Origin of the sequence: Paraplanobispora siamensis (assembly GCF_016863175.1) — a bacterium.
Lineage (GTDB): Bacteria > Actinomycetota > Actinomycetes > Streptosporangiales > Streptosporangiaceae > Planobispora > Planobispora siamensis.
Map to the genome: position 1 here is coordinate 1 of NZ_BOOJ01000030.1, position 23,220 is coordinate 23,220.

Consider the following 23,220-nt stretch of genomic DNA (forward strand, 5'->3'; position numbering starts at 1 on the left):
CGGCCCGGATGACCAGCGCCATGACGCCGCCGATCAGGAAGAACACGAACGAGGTGACCATGTAGAGGTGGCCGATGACCTTGTGGTCGGTGCTCGACAACCAGTTCGCCAGGGCGGCCCCCGTACGACGCCTGACCCGGACGGGCTCGGCGGCCAGTGGTTCTTCGGCGGACGGTTTGTAGGTCGTCACCCTGTCCTCCCTCGGACTGCCGAGTCACTGCGGCGCCTCTCATGCTGCGCCGTCGAGCCGCCGGACGCCAGATCTTCCGGCATATCCCTCTGAATCAGTCGTCATGGGGCGCAGCGGACCGGGCCGTCGGGGTCGCTCAGTCGTGGCGGGGGATGCCGGAGACCTCGTGGTCGGCGTGGGAGAAGGCCTCCCTGATGAGGGATCGGACGTGGGCGTCCCTGGCCCGGTACAGGATCCGGCGGCCCTGCCTGCGCGTCTGGACCAGCCCCCCGAGGCGGAGCCTGGCCAGATGCTGGGAGACCGAGGGGCGCGCGGCGCCGATGGCCTCGGCCAGCGAGCCGACGTCGTACTCCCCCGAGGAGAGCAGCCACATCAGTTTGAGCCGGGTGCCGTCGCTGAGCATGCGGAAGGCCTCGACGGCCGTCTCCACCTGCCGGTCAGTGGGTCGGTCGTGCTCACTGGGTTGGTCATGCATGCCCCGGCACCTGATCCGTTGTCGTGTGCGTATATAACTACATATGATGGCCTACCTGGACATTGGCGGCAAACAGGAGCCGAGCATGTCGGAGCAGCACGACAACGGCCACGGCCACGAGCACGCGGACGGCCACGACACCGGACACGGTCACGGACACGGTCATGGACACGGGCACGGCCATGGACACGGTCATGGTCATGGTCATGGACACGGCCGGGGGCCCGGCCGGTTGCTGGCGGGCGCCAAGCACCTTCTCACCCCGCACAGCCACGACAGCGCCGACAAGACCGACAGGGCGCTGGAGACCAGCGACCGCGGCATGCGGGTCCTGGCCGTCTCCTTCGCCGCGCTCATGGTCACCGCCGTCGTCCAGGCGGTCATCGTCGCCTTCTCCGGCTCGGTGGCGCTGCTCGGCGACACCCTGCACAACTTCGCCGACGCGCTGACCGCGATCCCTCTGGCCATCGCGTTCTCGCTCGGCCGCAGGTCGGCCACCCGCCGCTTCACCTACGGGTACGGCCGGGCCGAGGACCTGGCGGGCATCGTCATCGTGCTGCTCATCGCGGTCTCGGCCGGACTGGCGGGGTACGAGGCCGTCCGGCGGCTCGTCGACCCGCAGGAGGTGCGCGCGCTCGGCTGGGTGGCCGCGGCCGGCTTCGTCGGTTTCCTGGGCAACGAGCTGGTCGCCCGCTACCGCATCAGGGTCGGCCGGGAGATCGGCTCGGCCGCCCTGGTCGCCGACGGCCTGCACGCCCGCACCGACGGCTTCACCTCTCTGGCCGTCCTCCTCAGCGCCGGCGGCACCGCGATCGGTCTCCCCCTCGCCGACCCGATCGTCGGCCTGCTGATCACGGTGGCGATCTGCTTCGTGCTGCGCGACGCCGCCCGGGAGATCTACCAGCGGCTGATGGACGCCGTCGACCCGCACCTGGTCGAGCAGGCCGAGGAGGTCCTGGCCGCCGTGCCCGGCGTCAGGCGGGTGGAGGCGGTGCGGATGCGCTGGATCGGCCACACGATGCGGGCGGAGGTCGACATCCTGGTCGGCCACCGGCTCTCCCTGGTCCAGGCGCACGCCGTGACCGTCGAGGCCGAGCACCGGCTCATCCACGCCATGCCCCGGCTGACGGCCGCCACCGTGCACGCCGACCCCGACGGCCCCGCCGGTACCGACCACCACGCCCCCCTGGTCACCCACCGCTAGACATCCGGGCCGGCTGTCCGATCTCAAGTGTCCGGTTTCGGGACCCGTGTGAATAATCCAGATGTGACCCGACACTCCAGGCGATCCTTCCTCTGGCTCAGCGGGTTCGCCGGGGCCGGTGCGCTGCTCTCCGCCGACGCCGCGCGCACACGGGGTGCTCCTTCCCCCGCGCCCTCCCCGCAGACGGCGGCCGCCTTCGCCCCGCTGCGCCGGCGGTGGCGGGAGGTGACGGCGGGGTCGGGGTTCGACGCGGCGGCGGAGCCGTACCGGACCAGGCTGGCCGCGCTGGGGGCGACGGCGGCCGGTCACCGCGACACCATGGAGCCGACCGGCGCGTCGCTGTGGCCGGACCTGCCGTTCCCCTCGTTCGTCGCCACCCCGGCGCGGCTGCGGGCCATGGCCCGCGCCTACGTCCTGCCGGGGACCGGGCTGACCGGTGACGCGGGTCTGGCGGCGGCGGTGGCCGCCGGCGTCGACCACTACCGGCGGCGGGTGTACGCCGCGGGCGCCGACCCGGCCGGCAACTGGTGGCACTGGCAGATCGGCGTCCCCCGGGCGCTGCTGGACGCGGCGATCCTGATCGGCCCGCACCTGACCGACCGGCGGAGTGAGGCGCTGCGGGAGGCGGTGGACCACTTCGTCCCCGAGAGCCGCCTGGACGACTACAGCGGCACCAGCACCGGGGCCAACCGTGTGGACCTGTGCACGGTGACGCTGCTGCGCGCCGTACTCGGGTCCGATCCGCGCAAGGCCTCGGCGGCGGTCTCGGCCCTGTCCCCGGTCTTCCGTTACGTCTCCGAAGGCGACGGGTTCTACCGGGACGGCTCGTTCATCCAGCACACGACCGTCCCCTACCAGGGCGCCTACGGCGCGTCGCTGCTGGCCGGGCTCGCGACGCTGTCCGCGGTGCTGCGCGGCTCGCCGTGGGAGATCACCGACCCGTCCCGGCAGGTCGTCCTCGACAGCGTCGAGAGGTCGTTCGCCCCGTTCATCCATGACGGCTTCTGCATGGACCTGGTCCGCGGCCGCGCGGTCGGCAGGGAGCCGTACGGTGACCACCGGAAGGGACGGGAGATCGCCTCCTCGATCCTGCTGCTGGGAGAGACGGCCTCGGCCGCCGAGCGCGCCCGCTGGCGGGCCGTGGTCAAGGGATGGGCGCTGCGCGACGCCTCCGTGCCCATGCTGGCGGCGGCCGAGCGCGGTGACCTGGGCTTCCACGCCCGCCTCGCCGCGATCCTGGACGATGACTCGGTCCCCGCCGCCGGCGAGCCCGCCGGGCACCGGCTGCTGCCGATGAGCGCCCGGGCCGTGCACCGCAGACCGGGCTGGTGCGCGGGGCTCAGCATGGCCTCCGACCGGATCGGCCACTACGAACACGGCAACGGCGAGAACCTGCGCGGCTGGCACACCGGCTCGGGGATGCTCTACTGGTGGGCCGAGGGTCACGGCGACCAGTACTCCGACTCCTTCTGGTCCACCGTCGACCCCTACCGCCTGCCGGGCACGACCGTCTCCACCCGGCGGCTGGCCGACGGCGCCGGGCGGGGGTGGGGCGACACCTGCCCGCCGGCCCGCTGGGCAGGCGGCGCCACCGACGGCGTGTACGCCACGGTCGGCCAGCACCTGTACGGCTTCGAGAGCACGATGGAGGCCTTCAAGTCGTGGGTCTTCCTCGACGACGCCGTGGTCTGCCTGGGCGCGGGCATCACCGGCGAGGACGGCGTGCCGGTCGAGACCGTCGTGGACAACCGCAGGACCGGGGCGCGGCTCACCGTGGGCGGCGGCGCGGGCGCGGGGTCGGGCACGGGGGCGGGGACGGGTACAGGGGCGGGCTGGGCGCACCTGGAGGGCCACGGCGGTTACGTCCTGCTCGGCGGCGGCCCCCTGCGCACGCTGCGCGAGAAGCGCGCCGCAGGCGGACGCGCGGCCGGTTCTGCCGCTGCGACCAGAGAGTACGTGACGCTCTGGCTCGACCACGGCGTCGATCCCCGCTCGGCCGGCTACCTCTATCTCCTCCTGCCCGGTGCGACCCGGGCCGAGACCGCCGCCCGCGCCGCCGCCCCCGGCTGGGCGGGCGTGCTCGCCAACACCTCCCGCCTGCAGGCCGTGCGGATCCCGTCGCTGGGGATCACCGCGGCCAACTTCTGGAACGACGGGACCGCGGGCGACCTGGCCGCCTCCGCGCCGTGCGCGGTCCTGGTCAGGGAGCGCGGCGACGGTACGGCCACGCTGAGCGTCTCGGATCCCCGCCGCGACCTGGACGAGCTGACCGTGACCTGGAACCGGCCGGTGTCCGGGGTGCTCCGCGGGCACCGCCTCCTGACCCGCGTCACCACCGGCGAGCGGCTCGTCCTCGCCTTCGGCCGCCTGGCGGACCGGGGCGGCGCCTCGCACACGGTCACCGTACGGCTGAGCCCGCCGGTGTGAGCCCGCCAGTGTGAGCCCGCCGGTGCGACCGTCCCGTCCGCCGCCCGCGCGATCAGGCGGCGTGGGGCGGCAGGCCGAGCCGGGCCCGGATCTCCTGCTGGACCTCGAACTTGCCGGCCCTGGCGTCGATCTCCACGACGTACTCCTTGCGCCGGAACAGCTCCAGCACGGGGTCGGTCTTCTCGTGGTAGTCGCGCAGCCGCGTGGCGAGGGCCTCGGGGGTGTCGTCCTCACGCGTGACGAGCTCGCCGCCGCAGACGTCGCACGTGCCCTCGACCTCGGGCCGGTGGGCGATCAGGTTGTAGTCCATGCCGCACCGCGAGCACAGCCGCCGGGCGAGCACGCGCCGCCGTACCTCCTCGTCGGGCAGGTCGAGATAGATCACGCCGTCGATGTCGTAGCTCTCCAGGAAGAACTCGGCCTGGCGCCGGTTGCGCGGGAACCCGTCGACGATGAATCCGTAGTTCCAGTCGTGCCACTGGAGCCTGGTGCCGACGACGTCCTCGACCAGGTCGTCGCCCACCAGCTCACCCGCGGCGACCACCCGGCGGACCTGGGCGCCGATCTTGGTGTGGTTCTTGACGTGCCAGCGGAAGATATCGCCGACGCTGATGTGCACCAGATCGAGGTCGGCGGCGAGCAACGTGCTCTGGGTGCCCTTGCCGCTCCCCTGAACTCCCATGATCACGTATTTCCGCATCGTCACTCTCCGCCGGGCGCATGCCGTTCGTCTTCAGGCATTCGTCACCATCCCACCTGACTCCGTACCTGCGGAACCGGACACCGGCGCGACACGCCGATGTCCGGTGGAGAGCGCGGGTCCAGCGGGAGTACGGGCGCAGCGGAGAGTACGCCCGGGACGCGGGAGGGCCGGTCGGGACGGCCGCCACCTCCGGACCGGCCCCGTCCCGCGGTTTCAGTTGGTCAGGGGACCGAACTCCTTACGGGTGTCGATCACCTCGCCGAAGAGCTCCCACCGCTCGCCCTTGAACCTCATGAGCTGCATGGACTCGATGGGGAAGCCGTCGTCGGCCCCGGTGGTCATCGTCACGCCCGGCAGCAGCATGCCGACCTGGACGTTGTCGAGCGCGCGCACGGCGTCGCGCAGTCCCTCACGCGTCGGGCACTTCACCGACTCCATCGCCTTGTGGAAGCTGCTGGCCACCGCCCATCCGAAGGTGTGGTACGGAATGGTGGGGTCGGCGCCGGGGGCGTACTGCTTCATCTTCGCGTAGTAGAGCATCATCTCCGGATCGCTCTTCCACTGCGGGTCGTTGGGGTCCTTGTAGTAGGTGGCGGACACGATGCCCTGCACGTTCTTGAAGCCGACCGGCTTGAGCACGGTGATGGAGGCCGCGACGTTGTTGACGATGTGCAGCGGGTTCCAGCCCGTGTTCTTGGCGTCGGCCGCCAGCGCCTGGGAGCCGAACTTCGGTGTCGTGATGTTGAGGAACACATCGGCTTCGGACTCGGCGAGGTTGCGCATCTGCGGGTCGATGCTCGGGTCGGTGACCTCGTAGCTCTGCTCGGCGACCACCTTGATCCGGCTGCCGTCGATGGCCCGCTGGAACCCGCCGAACAGGTCCTTGCCGAAGTCGTCGTTCTGGTACAGCACCGCCACCTTGGCGTCGGGGCGCTCCTGCTTGAGGTACTGCGCGTAGACGCGGGCCTCGGAGACGTAGTTCGGCTGCCAGCCGATGGTCCACGGGTGCGCGGTGTCGGTGCCCCACTTCGAGGCGCCGGTCGCCACGAAGATCTGCGGGACCTTGCGCTGGTTGGCGTAGTCCCAGGTCGCCGTGGTCGAGGGCGTGCCCAGCGTCTGGAACAGCGCGAATACCTGCTCCTGCTCGACGAGCCTGCGCGCCTCCTCCACGGCCTTGGGCGGCTGGTAGCCGTCGTCGCGCACCACGAACTCGACCTTGCGCCCGCCGATCCCGTTCTTCTCCGCGTTGACGTAGTCGAAGTACGCCTTGATGCCCTTGGGGATGTCGCCGTAGGCGGAGGCGGGACCGGACAGCGGGTAGATGCCGCCGAGCTTGATGCTCGTGTCCGTGATGCCGGTGGTCTGCTGCCCCTGGCACTGGCCGGCGGCCGTCGTGGAGCCGGTCTGGGCCTCCTGTCGTCCTCCGCAGGCCGCCGCGGCGAGCAGCATCGCCGCCGTCATCGCCGTGCAGCCGATGGCAGATAGCCGCATTTCTTACTCCTTCCGGAGGATCCTCTTGGTCGAGCGCGCCAGGCGTCCCGCCAGACCGGCGAGACCGGTCGGGGCGACGTACATCACCACGATGATCAGCAAGCCGAAAATGACGCCGGGGGCGGCGTCGTTGATGTCCTGGGAGATGCTGGGCACGAACATCACGAAGAGCCCGCCGAGCAGCGGCCCCGCGAACGAGCCGAGACCGCCGACGACGAGGCCCGCCAGCAGGGTGATCGAGAGCGTGACGGCGAACGAGTCCGGCGAGACGAACCCGATGACCCATGTGTATACGCAGCCCGCCGCGCCCGCGAACATCGCGCTCCAGGCGAAGGCCAGCCGCTTGTAGAACGGCAGCCGCACGCCCATGACCTCGGCCGCCGTCTCGTTGTCCCGTACGGCGTGCAGCGCCCGGCCGACGCGCGAGCGCAGCAGGCCGTGGGCCAGCAGGAAGGCGGCGACGGTCACGGCCAGCGCCAGGAAGTACAGCCACTGGTCCTCGGCCAGCCCCGTCCACGCCGGCGGCGCCGGCTTGGGGAGCGTCAGCCCCATGGAGCCGCCGGTCACCGACTCGAACCGCTTGAGCAGCGGCACCAGGAAGATCGCGATGGCCAGCGTCACGAGGGCCAGATAGAGCCCGCGCAGCCGTACGGCGGGCAGGCCGAGACCCAGGCCGAGCACGAACGCCAGCCCGGCGGCGACCGGCAGGGTCACCAGGTGCGGCACGTCCCACCGGTCGAGCATGATCGCGGCCCCGTAGGCGCCCACGGCCATGAACGCGCCGTGGCCCAGGGAGATCTGGCCGGCGTGGCCGACCAGGAGGTTCAGCCCCAGCAGCGCCACCGCGTAGACCAGCACCATGGTGAGCTGGAAGACCCGGAAGGGCACGAGCTGGAACGGCGCGTAGCAGGCCAGCACCAGCAGCACCGCCACCGCCGGCCGGCGCCAGCCGGCGCCGGTGACGCGCGCCAGGACCCCGCCCCGGGCGGGCGCCGCCGCCGGCGCCGGCTTGTCCGTCACTTCCGTCGGTCCGCTCATGCGATCTCCTCGCCTGACGGCTCGGAGCCCGCATCCGCGGACACTCTGCGCCTATTGATTCGCTCGCTTCGCTCGCTCATACGCGTTCCACCGCCGCTCTGCCGAACAGGCCCTGCGGCCGTACCAGAAGCACGCCGAGGATGATGACCAGCGGAACCCCGATCTTGAGGTCGGATCCGATGAAGCCCACGTACGCCCCGGCGAGCGTCTCGGCGACGCCGACGATCAGGCCGCCCGCCACCGCCCCCGCCGGGCTGTCGAACCCGCCGAGGGTCGCCGCGGCGAAGGCGTAGATGAGGACGCCGCCCATCATGTTGGGTTCCAGGAACAGCAGCGGCGCCACCAGGATCCCCGAGACCGCGCCGACCGTGGCCGCCAGGCCCCAGCCGAGCGCGAGCGTCCAGCCGACCCGGATGCCGACCAGCCGGGCCGACTCGGGGTTGGTCGCCACGGCGCGCATCCCCAGGCCGATCTTGGTGTGCTGGAACAGCAGGTACAGCAGGCCCATGACGACCCCGACCACGGCGAGGATCCCCAGCGTCGAGAACCCCACGGTGAGCCCGCCGGCCTCGATCGCGCCGCCCGGGAACGGGTTGGGGAAGTCCTTGATCAGGAACGTCCAGATCCACCCGGCGGCGGCGTTGACGAAGATGAACAGCCCCACGCTGACGATCACCACGGTCAGCTCGTGGGCGCCCTCCACGGGACGGATGAGCACCCGCTCGATGAGCATGCCGCCCGCGAAGGACACCGCCAGCGTGAGCACCAGGGCCAGCCAGAACGGCATGCCCCCGGCGACGAACTGCCAGGCGATGTAGGTGGAGAACATCGCCATCTCACCCTGGGCGAAGTTGACGATCCCGGTGAACTGGTAGATCAGCACCAGGGCGAGGGCGAGGCTGGCGTAGATCGCCCCGGCGCCGAGGCCCTCGATGATCTGCTGCAGGAATCCGGCCACGGCTACACCCGGTATCCGAGGTAGGACTGGGCGACCTGCTCGTCCGCCCTGATCTGCTCCGCCGATCCCGACAGGACGATCCGCCCGGTCTCCAGGACGTGCGCCCGGCCGGCGACGTCGAGGGCGAGATGGGCGTTCTGCTCGACGACGACCACGGTGGTCCGCTCCTGTTCGTTGATCGTCTGCACGATGCGGAACAGCTCCCGGGTGACCATCGGGGCCAGCCCCAGGGAGGGCTCGTCCAGCAGGAGCAGCCGGGGCCGCAGCATGAGCGCCCTGCCGATGGCCAGCATCTGCTGCTCGCCGCCGCTGAGGCTGCCCGCCGGCTGCCGCAGCCGTTCCCGCAGCACCGGGAAGTAGCCGTAGATCCGCTCCAGGTCGGCCTCCACCTCGCCGCGGCCCCGCCGTACGAAGGCGCCCAGGCGCAGGTTCTCCTCGACGGTCAGCGGCATGAACGTGCCGCGTCCCTCGGGCACGTGCGCGACGCCCCGCCGGGCGACGGCGTCCGGCGGGCGCCTGGTCAGGTCGGCCCCGTCGAGCCGTACGGCGCCGCGCACCCGGACCATGCCCGACAGCGCCCGCAACAGGGTCGTCTTGCCCGCCCCGTTGGGCCCGAGGATGGCGCAGATCTCCCCGCGGCCCACGCTCAGGTTCACCCCGTGCAGCACCCGGGCCTCCCCGTACCCGGCGTGCAGGTCCGTCACCGTCAGGAAGTCGTCGGCGGTCATACGGCCGTCCCCAGGTAGGCCTGCATCACCTCGGGGTCGCGCTGGACCTCCGCCGGCGAGCCCTCGGCGATCTTCCGGCCGAAGTTCAGGCAGACGATCCGGTCGCAGATCCCCATGACGAAGCCCATGTGGTGCTCGACCACGACCATCGTCAGGTCGAACTCCTCGCGGATCGCGCGCAGCGTGCCGGAGAACTCCTGGACCTCCGCGGAGTTGAGCCCGTTGACCGGCTCGTCGAGCAGCAGCAGCCGCGGGCGCGAGACCAGCGCCCTGGCCAGCTCCACCCGCTTGAGCGTGCCGAAGGGCAGCCCCGTCGCCGGGTGGTCCGCGATCCGGGTCAGTTCCAGCCGCTCCAGCATCTCCTCCGCCTCGGCGCGCAGCCGGGCCTCCTCCCGGCGGACCCGCCGCAGCCACAGCGAGGCGGTCAGGAAGCCGGCCCCGCCGCGGTGGTGCGCGCCGACCATGACGTTGTCGCGCACCGACATGTGCGGGAACAGGCCGAGGTTCTGGAAGGTCCGCGCGATGCCCAGCGACGCGATCGCGTGCGGCGGTACGGCCAGCAGGTCCCCGCCCTCGTAGCGGACGGTCCCGCCGTCGGCGTCGTAGCGCCGGGTCAGGCAGTTGAACAGCGTGGTCTTGCCGGCGCCGTTGGGCCCGATGAGCCCCACCATCTCCCCGCCCCGCACGGAGAACCCCACACCCTCGAGCGCGGTGATGCCCCCGAAGCGAACCGTGAGATCGTGTACCTCCAGCATCCGGCCTCCCGGGCGCAGGAATGGAAGAACAATGTTCTGAAGTTCTGGTTAGCGTAGGTTCCGCCCGCCGGAGACCGCATTGGGCACGGCCACCCAAGATGCGTCAGGGGTGTTGTCCGCCGCGCACAGCGTCCGTCTCGGAGTGGTCACGAATCGTTGACCGCCCTGCCATGAGCAGGGATCATCCCGACATGTCCGGTGGTTTCAGCACGGGAACCCTCACGGCGGCAGAGGCGGTCCGCGCCGAGCGGACGCGCATCCTCTCCGAACTCCTCGACGACCTGGACGATCTCGCCGAGACCGCGGTCAGGACGATGCGGGCCGAGATACCGGCGTACGCGGCCCAGGAGGCGGCCTTCCACGCCGACGTGCGCGACCAGGTGGTCCAGCACTACCGCAGCAAGCTGGCCGTCCTGTTCGAGGACCGCACGGTGACGCTCGACGACATCGCCTTCACCCGCCGGGCGGCGATGCGCCGGGCCCGGGCCGGGGTCGCCCTGGCCGACTACATCAACGCCTTCCGCGTGGGCCAGCAGGTCTTCTGGGAGGCGGTGATCGAACGCGCCGGCCGCTCGTTCGCCGGGCACGACGCCGCGCTCTCGCTGGCGGCCCCGCTGATGCGCTACTGCGACTTCGCCAGCACGCACGCGGCCAACGCGTACATGGAGTTCCAGCAGTACGCCGCCGCCGAGGCGGTGCGCGAGAGCAGGGACCTGCTGGAGACCTTCCTGGCCGGGGGCACGCCCACCCGGGGCCGGCAGATCGCCGCGGCCCAGGCGCACGGGCTGTGGCCCGAGACCTCCACGCCGATGCTCGTGGTGATCGCGGTCCTGCTGCCGCAGACGCCGGGGGTGTGCGCGGCGGCCGTGCCGACCGGCCCGGACCGCGGCGCCGACGCCCGGCACGCGGCGTGCGCGGCGATCGCCAGGACCTGGGGCAACGGCACCAGGACGCTGTCGGTCGTGCGGCACTCGGAGATCGTGGCCGTCCCGGTGCTCGGCCCGGGAGGCGACCCCGAGGAGCTGTGCGACCGGCTGCAGGCCGTACGGGAGAGCCTGCTGAGCGAGGAGATCGTCCTGGCGATGGGCGTCAGCACCGTGATCGACGGGACCGCCCGCATCCCGCAGGCCTACCAGGAGGCCCGCGCCGTGCTGGAGTTCCTGCCCGAGGAGGGAGGGGTGGCGGCGCTGCCCAGGATCACGCCCTTCCAGTATCTGGCGCTGCGGGCCGACGACACCGCGCGGCACCTGGTCGATCCGCGGATCACCTCGCTCCTGGCCGAGGACCGGGCGCGCGGCGGCGTGCTCACCGCCACCATCAGGGCCTTCGCCGCCGCCGACCTGAACCTGCGCGCCGCCGCCGAGCGGCTGCAGATCCACCCCAACACCGCCCAGTACCGCCTGCGGCGCATCCGCGAGCGCACCGGGCGCAATCTGCGCCGGATCAACGACCTCGTCGACCTGCTCGTCGCGATCTCGCTGTACGACTCGTTGCCGCCGGACACCAATTCCGGGCGGAGAAGACTGGCGACCGCGACCGATGATCGCCATGCGGGCCGGGCGTACGGTCGCTTCCATGAACCTCGCTGACCGGCTGCGCCTCACCGCCGAGCGGCTCGCCGGCAGAGCGGTCGTCACGCTCGACGAGGCGGAGATCACCTACGGGGTCCTGGACCTGATGAGCGCGCGGGTGGCGGCCCTGCTGGAGCGGCACGGGATCCGCGCCGGCGACCGGGTGGCGATCATGCTGCCGAACGTCCCGGAGTTCGCCGTCGTCTACTACGGGGTCCTGCGGGCCGGGGCCGTGGTCGTCCCGCTCGATCCGCTGCTGCGCAGACGGGAGATCGCCTCCTACGTCGGCGACTGCGGGGCCCGGCTGCTGATCGCCTGGCACGCCCTCGCCGAGACCGCCGAGGCCGGGACCGTCGGCACCGGCGCCGACTGCTTCTTCGTGGTCCCCGAGGAGTTCCCCCGGCTGCTGCGCGGCATGCCGGCCGAGCACGCGATCACTCCGAGGGCGGCCGGGGACACCGCGGTCCTCCACTACACCTCCGGCACCACCGGCCGGCCCAAGGGCATCGAGCTGACCCACGCCAACCTCGGGGGCAACGCCGCGGCGGTGGCCCGCATGCAGGCGCTCGGGGTCGACGACGTCGTCCTCGGCGCGCTGCCGCTCTACCACTCCTTCGGGCAGACGTGCTCGCTCAACGCGACCGTCCACTCCGGCGCCCGCCTGACGCTGCTGCCGCGCTTCGAGGCGGGCCGGGCGCTGGAGGTGATCCGCAGGGACGGCGTCACGGTCTTCCAGGGCGTGCCCACGATGTACATCGCCCTGCTCGACCACCCCGGGGCCTCCGACATGTCGCTGCTGCGCGTGTGCGTCTCCGGCGGCGCCGCCATGCCGCTCGACGTGCTGCGCGCCTACGAGACCCGGTTCGGCTGCGAGATCATGGAGGGGTACGGCCTCAGCGAGACCTCCCCGGTCGCCGCGTCCAACCGCGCCGGTCCCGGCCGCCGGACCGGGTCACTGGGCCGGCCCATCAAGGGCGTCGAGATGAAGATCGTCGACGAGACCGGCCGGGAGCTGCCGTGCGGCCAGGTCGGCGAGATCGTCATCCGGGGGCCCAACGTGATGAAGGGCTACTGGAACGACCCCGAGGCGACCGCGGCGGCCGTGCGCGACGGCTGGTTCCACACCGGCGACCTCGGCAAGGTCGACGAGGAGGGGTTCTTCTTCCTCGTCGCGCGGCGTCGGGACGTGATCATCCGGGGCGGCTACACCGTCTACCCCCGCGAGGTGGAGGAGGTCCTGTACGAGCATCCCGCCGTCCGGCAGGCGGCGGTGGTGGGGATCCCCCACCCGGAGCTCGGCGAGGAGATCGCGGCCGTGGTGACGCTGCGCGCGCCGGTCGAGCCCGAGGAGCTGCGCGCCTTCGCCAGGGAGCGGATGGCCGCCTACAAGTACCCCCGGCAGATCGCGTTCACCGACGAGCTGCCGACGAGCCCCACCGGGAAGATCCTCAAACGCGCCATCGCGCTGTCGCTGCACGACTAGCCCGCTGTTCCCCCGGCTTTCCCCGGCTTTCCCCGGCGGAATCCTCAGGCCGGGTCCGGCCCGGCCGATGGGACATCGACGCATTGTGCGAGATCGGTCACGGCGGGAGGAGTGCGCGAGGTGCGGGAGACGGTCCTGGCCCTGCTTTTCGTCCTGTCGGCACTGGTGGCCGCCTGGGTGGCGGGCGTCGCCTGGCGCCGCCGCAGCACGACCACCGCCACCGGCATCCTGGCGGTCCTCGCGTCCGCCATCGCGCTGTGGTGCCTGAGCGGCGGGCTGATGGCCGTCTCCGGTGACACCGGGGCCCCTCTCGTGCTGTGGGTCCTGCTCTTCGTCGGCATCTGCGTGGTGCCGCCGGGCTTCCTGCTGCTGTCCTGGGCCCTGACCGACCGGGGATGGCGGCCGTCGCGCCGTACCGTCCTGCTGCTGACGGTCGAGCCCGTGATCACCGTCGGCGCGGTGGCCACCGACCCCTGGCTCCACGGGTTCCTCGCCCCGGGCGCCGCCCCCCTCGACCCGGCCGGCATCACTCCGATCTCCCTGGCCCACGTCGCCTACAGCTACCTGCTGCTCGCGGCCGCCGCCGCGCGGATCATGTACTCGTGGGTGCGGGGCCCGCACCACCAGCGGATGCTGTACGGGCTCACCCTGCTGGCCGCCCTCCCCCCGACGATCGGCAACGTCCTCAACGTCACCGGCGTCGTCCGGGACGTGGACCTGTCCCCCCTCGGGTTCTGCGTCACCCTGACGGTGACGTACTGGCTGTTCGTCCGCCGGTCCCTGTACGAGCTGGTCCCCGTGGCGCGGCAGGACGTCTTCGAGATGATCAACGACATGGTCGTGACGCTCGACGGGTCGGCCAGGATCCTCGACCTCAACCCGGCGGCGGACCGGCTGGTGCGGCGGCTGATGCCGGATCTGCCCGCCCGGCTGACGGGGTTGCCGATGAACGAGGTGCTCTGCGACGTCGACCTGTCCGAGGGCACCCACACCGACCGGATCTACGCCGACTACAAGGGCAGCGGCGTGGACCTGAACGTGCGCGTCAGCACGCTGGGCGACGGCCGCGGCGGCCACGTCGGCTGGGCCGTGGTCGCCAGGGACATCACCGCGCTCAACCGCCAGCGGGTCGAGCTGGAGGCGGCCAACGCCCGGCTGCGCGACCAGCTGCACACCATCGAGGCCCTCCGCGCCGACCTGGCCGAGCAGGCCGTCCGGGACACGCTGACCGGCCTGTACAACCGCCGTCACCTCGTGGAGTGCATGCTCCGGGAGACGGAGCGGGCCGGGCGGGAGGGCTCACCGCTCAGCCTCGCCCTCCTCGACATCGACCACTTCAAGCAGATCAACGACCGCTACGGCCACCTGGCCGGCGATCAGGTCCTGGTCCGCCTCGCCGAGCTGCTGGCCGCCGAGTTCCGGCGGGACGAGGTCGTGACCCGCCACGGCGGCGAGGAGTTCGTCATCCTGTTCCCCGGCGTGAGCGGCGAGCAGGCGCTCGCGCGGACGGAGGCGCTGCGCGGGAGGGTGGAGGCCGAGTCCGTCCGGGCGGGCGAGCACGTCCTGTCGATCACCCTCAGCGCGGGCGTGTCCTCCTACGTCTCCGGGATGAGCTGCGACGACCTGCTGAGCGCCGCCGACCGGGCGCTCTACGCCGCCAAGCGGGCGGGGCGCAACCGGGTCGAGCCGGCCCGCGGCCCCGGACCGTCCGGCGTGGCGGCCTGACGCGTACGGCGCGGCGGTCTGAGAACCGGCTGAACCGATCACTCCACCGGCGCGTACCTTCACACGTCGGACGCGTGCCTATGGAGGTGTCGTGGAGCTCAGCCTATTGCGCGCGCAGGCGCACAGCCCTTCGTACTTCTCGCTGCTGCGGGGGTCGTCGGACCAGCTGCCCCCGGTGGACTTCTGCATCCCGTGCAACCCCTACTTCCCGACCCCGGAGATCTTCGAGCACCTCGGGAGGAACCTGGAGACGATCCTGAAGTTCTATCCGAGCGACGCCGACACGATCGCCGCGGAGCTGTGCTCCACGCTCGGGCTGCACCCCAGGACGGTCGCCATGGGCAACGGGTCCACCGAACTGATCACCTGGATCGACCACCTCCTCGTCAAGGAGAGCCTGGCCGTACCGATCCCGACCTTCGGCCGCTGGACCGACCAGCCGCTGGAGACCGGCAAGCGGGTCGACATGTACCCCCTGCTGGAGAGCCGCAACTTCACCCTGGACGTGGACGGCTACGTCTCCTTCATCCGTACCCGCGGCTCGCGCGTGGCGGTGATCTGCAACCCCAACAACCCCGACGGCGGGTACCTGCCCAAGCACGAGGTGCTGCGCCTGCTCGACCAGCTCATCGACCTGGACCTGGTGATCGTCGACGAGTCCTTCGGCGAGTTCGTGGACGCCGAGCCGTACCCGGGGGTGGCCGCGGAGGCCGCGGTCCGGCCGAACGTGATCGTGCTGCGCAGCCTGGGCAAGAACTTCGGGCTGCACGGCATCCGGTTCGGCTACATGGTCGCCAACCCGGCGCTGGCGGGCAGGGTGCGCGACGCGCTGCCCAAGTGGAACCTCAACTCCTTCGCCGAGGTCGTGGTGTTCATGATGAAGCAGTACATGAGCGAGTACCGCGAGAGCCTCAAGCGCCTGGCCTACGACAGGCGCGCGATGTTCCAGCAGCTCAGCACCATGCCGGAGCTGTCGGTCTTCTCCTCCCAGGGCAACTTCCTGCTGGTGAAGCTGCCGCCGGGGCGCGACGGGGTGCCGCTGCGCGACCACCTGCTCACCGAGCACGGCGTCTACGTCCGCGAGTGCGGCAACAAGCTCGGCACGACCAGCCAGTTCCTGCGTCTGGTGGTCCGCCCGCAGGAGGACGTACGGCGGCTGCTGATCGGCATGACGCAGTTCCTGTACTCGGGCAGCCTGCACGAGGTGCCCGTCATCGGCCTGCACCACCGGCGGGTGAACCCCATATCGGCCTGACCCGTCCGGGGACGTCTTCGGTCGCCGTCTTCAGTCGCCGTCTTCAGTCGCCGAACAGCTCGCGCCTGCGGAAGGGGGCGGCGGCGAAGCGGGCCGCGATCTTGGCGGGGGTCAGCCAGCGCACGTGGGCGCCGTTGCGGGCGTGGGTGATCGCGCGTTCGGCCAGCCACGGGGTGACGGTCTCGACCCGGTCGGCCAGGATGTTGAACACCTTCCTGACCCGTGCCAGCTCCTCGGGGCCGTAGTCGTGGGTGAGCAGGTCCGTGACCACCATGCCCGGGCTGAGCAGGCCGGCCGAGACGCCGGGCGGCATCTCCTTGACCATGGCCCGGGTCAGGTAGGTCACCGCCCGCTTGGTCGCGCCGTAGACGCCGAGACCGGGCGCGGTGCGGCCGTCGCTGCCCAGGCCCTCCATGTTCCACACGTGGCCGCCGCCCTGGGCGGCCATGCCCGCCACCGCCACGGCGCAGCCGTTGAGGACGCCCAGGAGGTTCGCCTCCACGACCGAGCGGGTCTCCCCTTCGGGCAGCCGCCACAGCGGGGTCCGGGTGTGGGAGATCCCGGCGTTGTTGATCCACAGGTCCACCCTGCCGTGGCGCTCGACGACGGCCTCCCACAGCGCCTGGAGGCGGGACCGGTCGGCGACGTCGGCGACCAGCGCCAGGACGCCGAGCTCGTCGGCGGCCCGCCGTACCGAGTCGGCCCGGCTGCCGCACACCGCCACCTGATGGCCGCGCGCCAGGAAGGACCGGGCCAGGCCGAGGCCGATGCCCCGGGTGCCGCCGGTCACCACGATCGTTCTCATCCGGTTGTGCGCTCCCTGCCTCGGGACCTCGACGTGCTCGATGTGGGGGACCGGCTCAGACGGCGGTGATCAACGTGATCAGCTGGTCGCGGAATCCGGCGTAGTCGTCCAGCGCGCCGAAGAGCGCGTCGGAGCGGCGCTCCTGCTCGCGCGCCTCGTCCAGCACCCGGCGCCCGCCCGGGGTGATCTCGATGAGGACGCGGCGCCGGTCGTGGGCGTCGGTCTCCTTGACCACGTACCCGGAGCGGCGCAGGTGTTCGATCGTCCTGCTCATCGTCTGGTCGGTCACCCGGCACAGCGTGGCGAGCTCACGCTGGGTCAGCCGGCCCTCGGCGGCGTGGTGCAGGACGATCAGGCCCGCGTGGGTGAGGCCGTGACCGGCCAGGAAGTCGTGGAAGCGTCCCTCCACCACCCGGGCGGCCACCGACAGCAGGCGGCCGGTCGGCCAGGAGCGGATGTCGGCGCGCACCGCGTCGGGATGCCGTACGACGTGCTGCTCATCCCCTTCGGCCACCGGCCCATTGTCACAGAACCGGGGTCCGGCTCCCACATCGCGCCGTGATCGGAGGTCACATCCTGCCGCCGTCATATTGTTCAGCTTACTGAACGAATGAATAATCATCAGCATGCTGAACGATACGGCGGGACGGAGCGCCCACCGCGCCCTCATCATCGGCATAGCGGCCAGTGCCGTACTGACCGGGATGGTGTGGCTGCTCGGTCAGCGGCTGCACGGCATCCGGCTGCTGCCCGACCAGGGCGCGTCCTGGTACTACTGGAAGCTGCCCGAGCCGACCTTCTGGACCCGCGCCTCGGCCTGGCTCGGCTACGCGGCCCACCAGGTGGCGCTGTGGGGACTGATCTACTACGCCCAGACCCGGGTCCGCCGCTACACCTCGGGCCTGCACCGGGTCAACGTCGTGGCCCTGGCGGTGAACTCCGGCTTCATCCTGCTGCACACCGTGCAGACCCACGTGTTCTACGACGGCCTCGCCCAGGACGTGTCCATCTTCAGCTCGCAGGGCTCGGTCGTCCTGCTGCTGGTCGTCGTGCTGCTGATGGAGAACCGGCGCCGCGGCCTGTTCTTCGGCCGGCCGGCGCCCATCGGGCGGGAGGTGGCGGGCTTCGCCCGCAGGTACCACGGCTATCTGTTCAGCTGGGCCGCCGTCTACACCTTCTGGTACCACCCGATGGAGGCCACCGGCGGGCACCTGATCGGCTTCTTCTACATGTTCCTGCTCCTGCTGCAGGGCAGCCTCTTCCTGACCCGGGCGCACACCGACCGCCGGTGGACCTTCACCCTGGAGATCATGGTCGCGGTGCACGGCACGCTCGTGGCGGTGATGACCAGCGGCCCCGACGGGGCCTGGCCGATGTTCCTGTTCGGCTTCCTCGGCGTCTTCGTCATCACCCAGATGCACGGCCTCGGGCTCTCCGCGGCGATCCGGTGGCTGCTGGCCGCCGCCTACGCGGGGGCGGTGGCGGCGGTGTACGGCGTCCGCGGCTTCGGCTCGGTCGACGAGGTCGTCCGCATCCCGGTGATCGAATATCTCCTGGTCGCCGTGGTGGCGGTGCTGATCTGGCTGGGGCTGAGAGCGTCCAGGCCGGTGACCGGCAGGAGGGCGGCCGCCGGACACGACCGGCAGGACGCCTGAGCCGGGTGCGACCGGGCAGGTCTCCTGACCCTGATGGCGCGGTTCTGTCGCAGGCACCGGTTAATGTCCTGCGATGAGGTGCTGCACATGATTTCGGGAAACCTGTGGTGTTCGACAACCCTGCGGTGACCGTGCCGGACGAGCCGTCCTTGACGGAGGTCGAAGCCTCCGTCGAGCAACTGGTGTTCGTCCGCGAGGACGAATACACCGTCGCCCGCATGAGCGCCGACGACCTGCCCGCCTTCGTCGCCTCCGGCCGCGCGCTGGCCGGGGTGCAGCCCGGTGAGACGCTGCGGCTGACCGGGGAGTGGGACCGCCACCCGCGCCACGGCAGCCGCCTGCTGGCCACGCGCTGCGAGCGGGTGGTCCCCTCCACCGTGCGGGCCATCACGCTCTATCTCGGCTCCGGCCTGATCCGCGGGATCGGGCCGCGGCTGGCCCACGCCATCGTCAGCCACTTCGGCGAGGAGACGCTCACGGTCATCGACACCGAGCCCGAGCGCCTCACGGAGGTCGTCAACATCGGCGCCACCCGGCAGGCGCAGATCGTCGAGGCGTGGGCGGAGCAGAAGGCCATCGCCGCCCTGATGGTCGTCCTGCAGGGATACGGGATCAGCCCGCTGCTGGCGACCAAGATCTACCAGGTGTTCGGCAACGACTCGGCCGAGGTCCTCGTCGGTGATCCTTACCAGCTCATCGGCCGGGTGCGGGGGATCGCCTTCCACACCGCCGACCGGATCGCGCTGCGGTCCGGGGTGCCCGAGCAGAGCCCGCAGCGGATCAGGGCGGCGGTCCTGGACCGGCTGGAGGCGGCGGCCGCCCGTGACGGCCACTGCTTCCTGCCGCTGCCCGCTCTCGTCTCGGCGGCCTCGGCCCTGGTCGGCCGGGAGGACGAGCTGATCGGCCAGGCGGTGGACACGCTGATCGCCGAGCGCAGGGTGATCGTCGAGGCCTCGCCGGCCGTCCCCGGCCAGGTGGTGGTCTACTCCAAGGAACAGCACAGCCGGGAGCTCTCGCTGGCGGCGCACCTGGCCAGGCTCTGCAGGGCCCGCTCGACGCTGCCGCTGCGCACCTTCACCGAGGACGAGGGGCTGCACGAGGACCAGCGGGCGGCGGTGAACCTCACGCTGACCAACACCGTGTCGGTCCTGACCGGCGGCCCGGGCTGCGGCAAGAGCCACACGGTGAAGGTGATCGCCTCGACCGTGCGGGCGATGGGCGGCACGGTGACTCTGACCGCGCCGACGGGCAAGGCGGCCAAGCGCCTGTCCGAGCTCACCGGCCTGCCCGCGATGACCGTGCACCGGATGCTCGCCCAGCAGCAACAGGAGCGTGACGAGACCACGCTGTTCCAGCAGTCCCCCGCCGAGGCCGACCTCATCGTGGTGGACGAGGCCTCGATGCTCGACCTGCACCTGGCCACCCGGCTGGCGGCCTCGATCCCGTCGGGCGGCCACCTGCTGCTGGTCGGCGACGGCGACCAGCTGCCCAGCATCGGGCCCGGCAACGTGCTGACCGACCTGCTGCGGGTGGAGGAGATCCCGCGCATCCGGCTGACCCACGTCTTCCGGCAGGCCCAGGACAGCGGGATCGTCCGGGCCGCCCACCGGATCCGGGCGGGTGAGCTGCCCGACCTGCCCGGCAGGGGCGGCTTCTGGTTCGAGGCGATCGACGACCCCGAGGACGTGGCCGCACGGGTGGTCCACCTGGCGACGGAGGCGATCCCCCGCAAGCAGAAGATCGGCCGGGACCAGGTCCAGGTGCTGTGCCCGATGCGCAAGGGCCCGACGGGCAGCGTCGAGCTCGGCCGCCGGTTGCAGGAACGGCTGAACCCGGCACGCGAGGGCACGGCCGAGCACTGGTCGGGGCCGTCGGTCTTCCGGGTGGGCGACCGGGTCATGCCGATCCGCAACAACTACGACAAGGGCGTCTTCAACGGGGAGATCGCCACGGTCACGGAGGTCAGGTCCCAGGAGCGCATCCTGGAGATCCGCACCGACGACGGCGAGACCGTGGAGTACGCCTTCGGCGAGCTGGACGAGCTGACCCACGCCTACGCGATCAGCGTGCACCGCTCCCAGGGCAGCGAGTACCCCTTCGTGGTGGCCCCGATCGTGGCCGAGGCCGGAGGCGTGATGCTGCACCGCAGGCTGCTGTACACCCTGGTCACCCGCGCCAAGGCCTGGGTGGTGCTGGTCGGCCAGCCCGAGGCCCTGCAACTGGCCGTCCAGCGGCTCGGCTACCGCAGGCACACCGGCCTGGCCTTCCGCCTCGCCATGGCCCTGGAGAGCTGACCGCCCCCGCCGGGCGCTTCCTGCCTCCCGCAGGAGACCTCGATGGGACGTCGGGCCTCGGGCCTCGATGGGACCTCGGGCCTCGTGCCGGGCCTCGCGTCAGGCCTCCATGGCGAAGGGCGAGATCCCGGCGGCGCCTTCCGACTGCCAGCCCACCTCGCTCAGCGCTTCCTTCAGCGAGTCGTGCACCTCGAACAGGGGGAGCAGGCCGGTGATGGTGAGCCTGCGCCTCAGCGCCACCGGGGCGGCGGCCAGGACCAGGCGCACGCCGCGCTCGTTGCAGCCCTTGGAGACCCCGATCATCGCGCCGATCCCGGTGGAGTCGCAGAAGGTCATGGAGCTGAGGTGCAGCACCAGACATCCCTCCTGCAGGAAGTCCCACAGGTGCTCGATCATCACCCGCAGGGCGGAGGCGGTCGCCAGATCCAGCGCGCCCTTGAGATGCACCACGGCGCACTTGCCGTAGCTGCCGAGCACGACCTCGAAGCCCATCTCATCTGGAGATCGCATCCAGACCGGCCTCGCTTTTCTTCCGCCTGTCTTCCTGTCCGCCCGTCCACCGGCAAGGTAACGCAAAACCCCGATTTAGGGGTCTTGACCGCACAAGGAGGAACAGGTCCATATTCATCATCCCAGAGGCATCCGAACAGGCAAGAGCCGGATAGGTGCCGACGTCTCCCCCGTGACACTCCCCCGATCGGTGTGACCGCAACCCCGCCGGGCCCGCCGGGCCCGGCGGGCCCGGCGGGCGGCACCGTCCCCGGCGCGCGGCGGTCCGCGGCCGGTTCGGGGTGGCAGAACGTTCAGAACGTGAAGCCCTGCTCGGGCTGCCCGTTCCCTTGTGTCTTCTCCAGTTCGGCCGCCAGTCCGGGGACCAGGCGTTCGAGCGCCTCGTGCCATTCACGATGACGTCCGGGATGCTCCACCATGGCTCCGCAGGTCCGGCACATCGGTATCAGGGGTTGCGTCATACCGGGATCCCTCCCATCGAACAATCACATTTCGACTGCCCCACCAGACGTTCGGGGAACCCCGCCCCGCGCATCGGTTCCCGGTGTCTGCGGCGCATCGGCGATCCGGTTCTGCGGGGCGAGCTCGGAGTCCGGGGCGACGGGTTCCGGCGGGATGGGCAGGCTGACGCGCACGCACGTGCCCTCGCCCGGCCGGCTGTCGATGCGCACGCTGCCGCCGTGCAGCTGGAGGGTCTTCTCCACGATGGACAGCCCCATCCCGGTACCGCCGATCGCCTGTTCCTCCGCCGCGGGAGCGCGGTAGAAGGATTCGAAGACGCGCTCGACCTCGGTGGTCGCGATCCCCATCCCGTTGTCGCAGACGGTGAACCGCGGCGCGGGGTCGGCGCTGACGGTGACGTCGATCCTGCCGCCGGGCGAGGTGAACTTGATCGCGTTGTCCAGCAGGTGCCGTACGGCGTGCTGCATCCGGCGGGTGTCGATCCACGCCGCCACCTCGGTCGGAGCGTGCAGGTGCACGATATGGTCCCGGTCCTGCACCTCCTCGGCCACGGAGTCGATCGCGCGGCGGATGACGACGACCAGGTTCTCCCGGCGGGGGACGTAGCTGACGGTGCGGGCGTTCAGGCTGGCCATCAGCAGCAGCTCGTCGATCAGGAGCAGGATCCGGTCGCTGTTGCGCTCGATGACCTGCAGGAACCGCCTCTCGGTGCCGGGGTCGAGGCCGCCCTCCTGGATGAGCTGCAGGTAGCTGCGGATCGAGGTCAGCGGGGTGCGCAGCTCGTGGTTGATGCTGCGCAGGAACTGGTCCTTCAGCTCCTGGAGGTCCTGCAGGCCGTGGGCGACCTGCTCGCTCTGGCGGGCGTAGCGGTGCGACTCCATCATCGAGGCGGCGCTGTCGGCCAGGTGGCGCAGGACCTGCCATTGCCCGTCGGACAACTGGTGTGGCCGGTCGCCCATCACGCACACCGTGCCGACCACCCGGCCGAAGTCCCCGATCATCGGCATGCCCGCGTAGAAGCGTATGTACGGCTCCCCGGTCACCAGGGGGTCGTCGCGGAACTCCTCGTCGTCCCGGGCGTCGGGGACCTCCAGCCGCTCGCGCCGCTGGACGATCCAGGTGTGGAACGACGGCACCTGCTCGTCCATGCCGGTCCAGCTCATTCCGGCATGGCCGACGATGTCGTCGCCTTCCTCGCCCGTCCGCCTGACGTGGCCGGTCGGCACCCCGCAGATCAGGCGGGCCGCCGTGGCGATCGCCGAGAAGTTCGGCTCGGTGAGGGTCCCGGGTTCCTCGACCTCGCCCTCGGGCTGCTCCCCGGCCTCGTCCTCCGGTGGCTGCCCGACCGTCTCCGAAGGCTTCGGGGCTCCCTCCGCCGGCCCGGACTCGTTGAACTCCTTCGCCGATTCGGTCTCGTTGAACTCCTCCGCCGGCCCGGCCTCGCCCCCCTGCGCCGATCCGGCACCGCCCGTCCCCTGCGCCGTCATCACG

Annotated in this window: 20 protein-coding genes and 1 pseudogene; 8 read left to right on the forward strand and 13 right to left on the reverse strand. The window is 71.4% G+C overall.

Annotated elements, in window-relative coordinates:
* Together Psi01_RS17490 and Psi01_RS17495 are read right to left on the reverse strand one after the other, a co-directional pair.
* Positions 1-190: pseudogene (locus Psi01_RS17490) on the reverse strand (aa3-type cytochrome oxidase subunit I); the annotation flags it as partial.
* Between the two features lie 136 nt (positions 191-326).
* Complete coding sequence (locus Psi01_RS17495; RefSeq protein WP_204065096.1) at positions 327-665, reverse strand: ArsR/SmtB family transcription factor; 339 nt, start codon at positions 663-665, stop codon at positions 327-329.
* 85 nt (positions 666-750) lie between these two features.
* Between Psi01_RS17495 and Psi01_RS17500 the strand changes: the two genes are divergently transcribed.
* On the forward strand, positions 751-1,869 hold the full coding sequence (locus tag Psi01_RS17500) for a cation diffusion facilitator family transporter (protein WP_204065097.1): 1,119 nt from the start codon (positions 751-753) through the stop codon (positions 1,867-1,869).
* A gap of 63 nt (positions 1,870-1,932) precedes the next feature.
* Positions 1,933-4,296, forward strand: coding sequence for a polysaccharide lyase 8 family protein (locus tag Psi01_RS17505; RefSeq protein ID WP_204065098.1), 2,364 nt, complete (start codon positions 1,933-1,935; stop codon positions 4,294-4,296).
* Positions 4,297-4,348: 52 nt separating this feature from the next.
* Here Psi01_RS17505 and Psi01_RS17510 read toward each other — a convergent pair whose 3' ends face one another.
* From Psi01_RS17510 to Psi01_RS17535, 6 genes are all read right to left on the reverse strand, one after another.
* Entirely contained in the window at positions 4,349-4,996 is a 648-nt protein-coding gene (locus Psi01_RS17510; RefSeq protein WP_204065099.1) for an adenylate kinase family protein, read from the reverse strand.
* Between the two features lie 216 nt (positions 4,997-5,212).
* The gene (locus Psi01_RS17515; protein ID WP_204065100.1) at positions 5,213-6,490 is read right to left on the reverse strand and encodes an ABC transporter substrate-binding protein; all 1,278 of its coding nucleotides are present in this window, start codon (positions 6,488-6,490) and stop codon (positions 5,213-5,215) included.
* 3 nt (positions 6,491-6,493) lie between these two features.
* Positions 6,494-7,528, reverse strand: coding sequence for a branched-chain amino acid ABC transporter permease (locus Psi01_RS17520; RefSeq protein WP_204065101.1), 1,035 nt, complete (start codon positions 7,526-7,528; stop codon positions 6,494-6,496).
* A 76-nt stretch (positions 7,529-7,604) separates the two neighbouring features.
* Entirely contained in the window at positions 7,605-8,486 is an 882-nt protein-coding gene (locus Psi01_RS17525) for a branched-chain amino acid ABC transporter permease (protein ID WP_204065102.1), read from the reverse strand.
* Positions 8,487-8,488: 2 nt separating this feature from the next.
* Positions 8,489-9,214 (reverse strand): ABC transporter ATP-binding protein, encoded by a 726-nt coding sequence (locus tag Psi01_RS17530; protein WP_204065103.1) that lies wholly within the window; start codon positions 9,212-9,214, stop codon positions 8,489-8,491.
* Positions 9,211-9,969, reverse strand: coding sequence for an ABC transporter ATP-binding protein (locus tag Psi01_RS17535; RefSeq protein ID WP_204065104.1), 759 nt, complete (start codon positions 9,967-9,969; stop codon positions 9,211-9,213). The genes Psi01_RS17530 and Psi01_RS17535 overlap by 4 nt, the downstream gene beginning before the upstream one ends.
* Before the next feature lie 191 nt (positions 9,970-10,160).
* On the opposite strand from Psi01_RS17535, the gene Psi01_RS17540 reads away from it, so the two are divergent.
* The 4 genes from Psi01_RS17540 to Psi01_RS17555 all read left to right on the forward strand — a co-directional run bounded on the left by Psi01_RS17540 (position 10,161) and on the right by Psi01_RS17555 (position 16,003).
* Positions 10,161-11,558, forward strand: a complete 1,398-nt coding sequence (locus Psi01_RS17540) for a PucR family transcriptional regulator (protein ID WP_204065105.1) — start codon at positions 10,161-10,163, stop codon at positions 11,556-11,558.
* Entirely contained in the window at positions 11,545-13,023 is a 1,479-nt protein-coding gene (locus Psi01_RS17545) for a long-chain-fatty-acid--CoA ligase (RefSeq protein WP_204065106.1), read from the forward strand. Before Psi01_RS17540 ends, Psi01_RS17545 begins: the two co-directional genes overlap by 14 nt.
* Before the next feature lie 120 nt (positions 13,024-13,143).
* Positions 13,144-14,748 (forward strand): histidine kinase N-terminal 7TM domain-containing diguanylate cyclase, encoded by a 1,605-nt coding sequence (locus tag Psi01_RS17550; RefSeq protein ID WP_204065107.1) that lies wholly within the window; start codon positions 13,144-13,146, stop codon positions 14,746-14,748.
* 91 nt (positions 14,749-14,839) lie between these two features.
* Positions 14,840-16,003, forward strand: a complete 1,164-nt coding sequence (locus tag Psi01_RS17555; protein ID WP_204065108.1) for a pyridoxal phosphate-dependent aminotransferase — start codon at positions 14,840-14,842, stop codon at positions 16,001-16,003.
* 43 nt (positions 16,004-16,046) lie between these two features.
* On the opposite strand, the gene Psi01_RS17560 is transcribed toward Psi01_RS17555, so the two are convergent.
* On the reverse strand, positions 16,047-16,808 hold the full coding sequence (locus tag Psi01_RS17560; protein WP_204065109.1) for an SDR family oxidoreductase: 762 nt from the start codon (positions 16,806-16,808) through the stop codon (positions 16,047-16,049).
* A 55-nt stretch (positions 16,809-16,863) separates the two neighbouring features.
* Positions 16,864-17,322, reverse strand: coding sequence for a MarR family winged helix-turn-helix transcriptional regulator (locus Psi01_RS17565; RefSeq protein WP_239127796.1), 459 nt, complete (start codon positions 17,320-17,322; stop codon positions 16,864-16,866).
* A 112-nt stretch (positions 17,323-17,434) separates the two neighbouring features.
* Between Psi01_RS17565 and Psi01_RS17570 the strand changes: the two genes are divergently transcribed.
* Together Psi01_RS17570 and recD2 are read left to right on the forward strand one after the other, a co-directional pair.
* Positions 17,435-18,463: a hypothetical protein gene (locus Psi01_RS17570; RefSeq protein ID WP_204065111.1), complete on the forward strand. Its 1,029-nt coding sequence runs from the start codon at positions 17,435-17,437 to the stop codon at positions 18,461-18,463.
* A 107-nt stretch (positions 18,464-18,570) separates the two neighbouring features.
* On the forward strand, positions 18,571-20,757 hold the full coding sequence (gene recD2 / locus Psi01_RS17575; protein WP_239127797.1) for an SF1B family DNA helicase RecD2: 2,187 nt from the start codon (positions 18,571-18,573) through the stop codon (positions 20,755-20,757).
* Between the two features lie 99 nt (positions 20,758-20,856).
* Here recD2 and Psi01_RS17580 read toward each other — a convergent pair whose 3' ends face one another.
* The 3 genes from Psi01_RS17580 to Psi01_RS17590 all read right to left on the reverse strand — a co-directional run bounded on the left by Psi01_RS17580 (position 20,857) and on the right by Psi01_RS17590 (position 23,216).
* On the reverse strand, positions 20,857-21,267 hold the full coding sequence (locus tag Psi01_RS17580; RefSeq protein WP_204065112.1) for an STAS domain-containing protein: 411 nt from the start codon (positions 21,265-21,267) through the stop codon (positions 20,857-20,859).
* 293 nt (positions 21,268-21,560) lie between these two features.
* Positions 21,561-21,728: a hypothetical protein gene (locus Psi01_RS17585; RefSeq protein ID WP_204065113.1), complete on the reverse strand. Its 168-nt coding sequence runs from the start codon at positions 21,726-21,728 to the stop codon at positions 21,561-21,563.
* 24 nt (positions 21,729-21,752) lie between these two features.
* Positions 21,753-23,216, reverse strand: coding sequence for a GAF domain-containing sensor histidine kinase (locus Psi01_RS17590; protein WP_239127824.1), 1,464 nt, complete (start codon positions 23,214-23,216; stop codon positions 21,753-21,755).
* Positions 23,217-23,220: the final 4 nt, after the last annotated feature.

Excerpts from the sequence above, each read along its gene's own strand:
- Psi01_RS17495 (WP_204065096.1), bottom strand. The coding sequence starts at position 665 with ATGCATGACCAACCCAGTGAGCACGACCGACCCACTGACCGGCAGGTG.
- Psi01_RS17500 (WP_204065097.1), top strand. The coding sequence starts at position 751 with ATGTCGGAGCAGCACGACAACGGCCACGGCCACGAGCACGCGGACGGC.
- Psi01_RS17510 (WP_204065099.1), bottom strand. The coding sequence starts at position 4,996 with ATGCGGAAATACGTGATCATGGGAGTTCAGGGGAGCGGCAAGGGCACC.
- Psi01_RS17515 (WP_204065100.1), bottom strand. The coding sequence starts at position 6,490 with ATGCGGCTATCTGCCATCGGCTGCACGGCGATGACGGCGGCGATGCTG.
- Psi01_RS17520 (WP_204065101.1), bottom strand. The coding sequence starts at position 7,528 with ATGAGCGGACCGACGGAAGTGACGGACAAGCCGGCGCCGGCGGCGGCG.
- Psi01_RS17530 (WP_204065103.1), bottom strand. The coding sequence starts at position 9,214 with ATGACCGCCGACGACTTCCTGACGGTGACGGACCTGCACGCCGGGTAC.
- Psi01_RS17535 (WP_204065104.1), bottom strand. The coding sequence starts at position 9,969 with ATGCTGGAGGTACACGATCTCACGGTTCGCTTCGGGGGCATCACCGCG.
- Psi01_RS17540 (WP_204065105.1), top strand. The coding sequence starts at position 10,161 with ATGTCCGGTGGTTTCAGCACGGGAACCCTCACGGCGGCAGAGGCGGTC.
- Psi01_RS17545 (WP_204065106.1), top strand. The coding sequence starts at position 11,545 with ATGAACCTCGCTGACCGGCTGCGCCTCACCGCCGAGCGGCTCGCCGGC.
- Psi01_RS17560 (WP_204065109.1), bottom strand. The coding sequence starts at position 16,808 with ATGAGAACGATCGTGGTGACCGGCGGCACCCGGGGCATCGGCCTCGGC.
- Psi01_RS17570 (WP_204065111.1), top strand. The coding sequence starts at position 17,435 with ATGCTGAACGATACGGCGGGACGGAGCGCCCACCGCGCCCTCATCATC.
- Psi01_RS17580 (WP_204065112.1), bottom strand. The coding sequence starts at position 21,267 with ATGCGATCTCCAGATGAGATGGGCTTCGAGGTCGTGCTCGGCAGCTAC.
- Psi01_RS17585 (WP_204065113.1), bottom strand. The coding sequence starts at position 21,728 with ATGACGCAACCCCTGATACCGATGTGCCGGACCTGCGGAGCCATGGTG.
- Psi01_RS17590 (WP_239127824.1), bottom strand. The coding sequence starts at position 23,216 with ATGACGGCGCAGGGGACGGGCGGTGCCGGATCGGCGCAGGGGGGCGAG.